At 65.4% G+C, this 3,048-nt stretch carries 4 protein-coding genes; all 4 read right to left on the bottom strand.

Translation table 11 applies throughout. The features are described from left to right. Nucleotides 1–1,045, bottom strand: a 1,045-nt coding sequence (locus tag D7Y21_RS43255; RefSeq protein ID WP_233612496.1) for an imm11 family protein, incomplete at its 3' end; no start/stop codon positions are given. A gap of 12 nt (nt 1,046–1,057) precedes the next feature. Further along, complete coding sequence (locus D7Y21_RS40825; protein WP_121718586.1) at nt 1,058–2,386, bottom strand: AHH domain-containing protein; 1,329 nt, start codon at nt 2,384–2,386, stop codon at nt 1,058–1,060. Nucleotides 2,387–2,398: 12 nt separating this feature from the next. Further along, nucleotides 2,399–2,797: an STAS/SEC14 domain-containing protein gene (locus D7Y21_RS40830; protein ID WP_120566935.1), complete on the bottom strand. Its 399-nt coding sequence runs from the start codon at nt 2,795–2,797 to the stop codon at nt 2,399–2,401. An 84-nt stretch (nt 2,798–2,881) separates the two neighbouring features. Next, nucleotides 2,882–3,048: CinA family protein (locus D7Y21_RS43575; RefSeq protein ID WP_199735604.1), on the bottom strand; the 167-nt coding region annotated here is incomplete at its 5' end.

Below are 3,048 nucleotides of genomic sequence, written 5' to 3' on the forward strand. Positions count from 1 at the left end.
GCACGGCCACTCGGCCGTCTTTGGACAGGAGCGGTTCGGGCATGAGCTCTCCGTCCACTTCCATGGAGAGGATGCCGGTCCTCGCCGGTTCGCGCAGGTGTTCGTGGCCTACGAGCTCGTTGGCGATGCGCTCCAGCAGAAGCTGCTGCCAGCTCTTCGCCACGTTCTCCACGGACTCGTCGGTTTCGAGCGCGAGTTCCAGGCCGAAGCCCACGGAGGGCTCTGCCTTGTCAGCGAAGAAGTTGGAGAGACCGTCCGTTACGAAGAGCGTTCGGCCCCCGGGGCGATGGATGACTCGCCAGATCTCGCTCCTCGCCGGCCAACCGCCTCCGACGACGATGGGAATGACGAAGTTGTCGTCCATGGTGCCCAGCGTGCGCCAAAAGGCTTCGCGCGGTGTCGTGGACCGTTCGTAGAGTTCGCGGAGTCTGCGATTGTGCGCGCGTTCCTCGGGGCTGAGCTCACTGGGGCCCGTGACTTCGGTGAATCTCACCCCTGTGACGTTCGCGCGCTCCAACGCCTCCTTGATGTCCTCGGAGACGATGAGCGCGAGGGTCCAGCCCCAGGGACGAAATACCTTCGTGTTCCCTACTTCCGTCACGTCAATGCGCATGCCGGAAACGGCGCGGTACTCGCCTACCTTCTCGGGTTGGCCGTCCTCCGGTTTCCAATACTGCACCTCCGTCGTCTGCTGATCGTCGATGCATCGGATGTTCCGGGTCGCGACGAGCAGGAAATACGGATCGGTCTCCCCATCGACATCAACAGGAATGAGCTGTACGTCCTCGGGCGCCAGTTTCTGAAAGATGCTCGCGACTCGCTGATGCATGACAGGAGCCCCACCTACGCCCGCATGGGAGAACTCAAGCGAGGTTCCTGGGTGATAGATGGGGATCCGGAGTCGCTCCTCCACTTGTACCGGACAGCCATCCGCGAATTGCCAGGGGTCATCGACTTCATGTCCCTGTGAGTTCCAGGGGTCACCGAGCAGCCAGCGGGTCTGGATGCTCATGTCATCGTAAAGCTCGAAGTACCGTTCCGGCATGAGGACTCCTTGTTACTCAGCCCGAGTGATCCATTTGTTGAGCTTGGTGCCTTCTGTCCGGATCTCCAAAGCCAGGGACTTCAGTCCGTTCACCAGGGCCTCTCTACATTGATTCATGCTTCGGCAGCGGCCTGTTGCCCGCAACAAGCGCCTCAAGACTTCTCGATGGTACTCCTCGGGATGTGGCCCCCTGTGTCCTGCGATGCTGACCTTGTTCGCAGGATCATCCAGGGACATTCCTGCCCGGTCGAAGAGCCTCTGGAACTGGGGTGACCATGGGCCACCGTTGTGCGTCGCCTCCCACCACTTGTTCGTGGCGATGTGATGCTCGTGGACTTCAACGGGCGCCGGGACATTCGGCCCCTTCGCGGACATCGCCACGGCGTTGGGCGCCAGCGCGAGCGTCACCTCCCCGCTCGCGGACACGGCAATCGCTGAGACTTCCGCCGCGGCCACCAGCCGGAAGCCTCCCTGCTCCGCGCCCACCAGTGCGGCCTGCGCTGAGCCCGGCAATGTCGCGACCCGCGTCGCCAGCGTCTGCGCCGTGCTTCCCAGCGCCGCCATCGCCAGCATCACGAAGGCCCTTGCCGCCTGCTTCCCCATCACCTCGCCGTACTTCTCCCCCGCGTCCCGGATGCCGTCGAACGTCTCTGCCTCCTTCACCTCCGCCGCCAGCACCCTCCAGCCCTGGATGAGACTCCACACCGTGTCCCAGCCCAGGTACGCAATCAGTGCCACCGTCAGCGTGGCCGCCACTCCCTTCGTCAGCAGTGGCTCCGGCACCAGCCACAGGCTGAAGTACACGGCACCCGTCATCACCAGCAGGGACACCGTCGCCTCGGGGTCCACCATCCCCTCCAGCGCTTCGGCTGTCTCCTCCCACACCGAGTCCAACGCGATTCGGAAGGCCAGTGTCCGCTTGCCCTCCTCATCCAGCGTCAGCCCTCTGTCCAACAGGTGCAGGCAATCTCCGGACAGCCGCTTGCGCACGCACCAGCGCCCGTAGGCGGCCTCCAGCTCCGTGCTCCCTTGAGCCACTCGGACGCGGCCCTGCCTCGGGTCATCCACGGAGACGACGCCCAGTGAGGCTCGCGGACGCTCCGCTCCGGGACTCAACAGCCGGAGTGCTTCCCTCCTCGGATGCACCGACACTGGCGCTCCTCGCGCCAGCGTCCGCACCGCCTTCTCGAAGGTGTCTCCCTCCAGCGCCACGGGCCGCGTGTCCGTGCGCGGCGTGTGCTCACGCGCTTGGCCTTCTCCCGTGTCCAACCGCCATGTCCGTGACGTCGCGCAGCCCGTCACGAACAACACCCACAGCACGCACCACCCGCGCGCTGGCATGTTCGTTTCCGCTCAGCCTCGCAGCGCCACTCCCAGCTCCGCGTCTCCGTGCTTCAGCCAGGTCCTTGCCGCGGACTCCTGCCAGAAACGGCGGAGGATCTTGTCCGTCCCGCTCCCGGACGCCACCCGGTTCAACTGCAACGCGACGATCTGGTTCTGCACCAACTCCGCCACCCGCGTCACCCCGGAGCGCAGCCCGTACTCCTGCACCCTCCGGATGAGGTCCGCCGCCTCCGGTGACGCCGGCCGGAACGTGCGCAGGTCCGCTTCAATCTTGATGGCCTGCCCCGCCACTTCATCCGTCGCGGCGCGCAGGTCCTCCACGAAGCGCTGCATCTCCTCCAGCCGGATGTAGCCCTCCAGCGCGAAGCTCACGATGGATTCCGCTCGGTCCACGTCGATTCGATACATCGAGGCCCCCTTCGTGAGACTGCGTCAAACCTTCTCCTCCATCAGGCCTCTACGTGCCAACGTCCGGAAGGATGAGTCCCCTATTCAGGACTCCACTCCCACCTGCTCCAGAAGGAGGGCCAGCCCTCGCGCCGCCGCGGCCTGCCGCACCTGCCGCCGGTCCCCTTCGAACCGGTGACGCTCCACCACCGCGGCCCTCCCCCGCCGCTGTACCGCGATGAACACCAGCCCCACCGGCTTCGCCTCCGTCC

It is taken from the genome of Corallococcus sp. AB045, from assembly GCF_003668895.1.
GTDB classification, from domain to species: Bacteria; Myxococcota; Myxococcia; order Myxococcales; family Myxococcaceae; genus Corallococcus; species Corallococcus coralloides.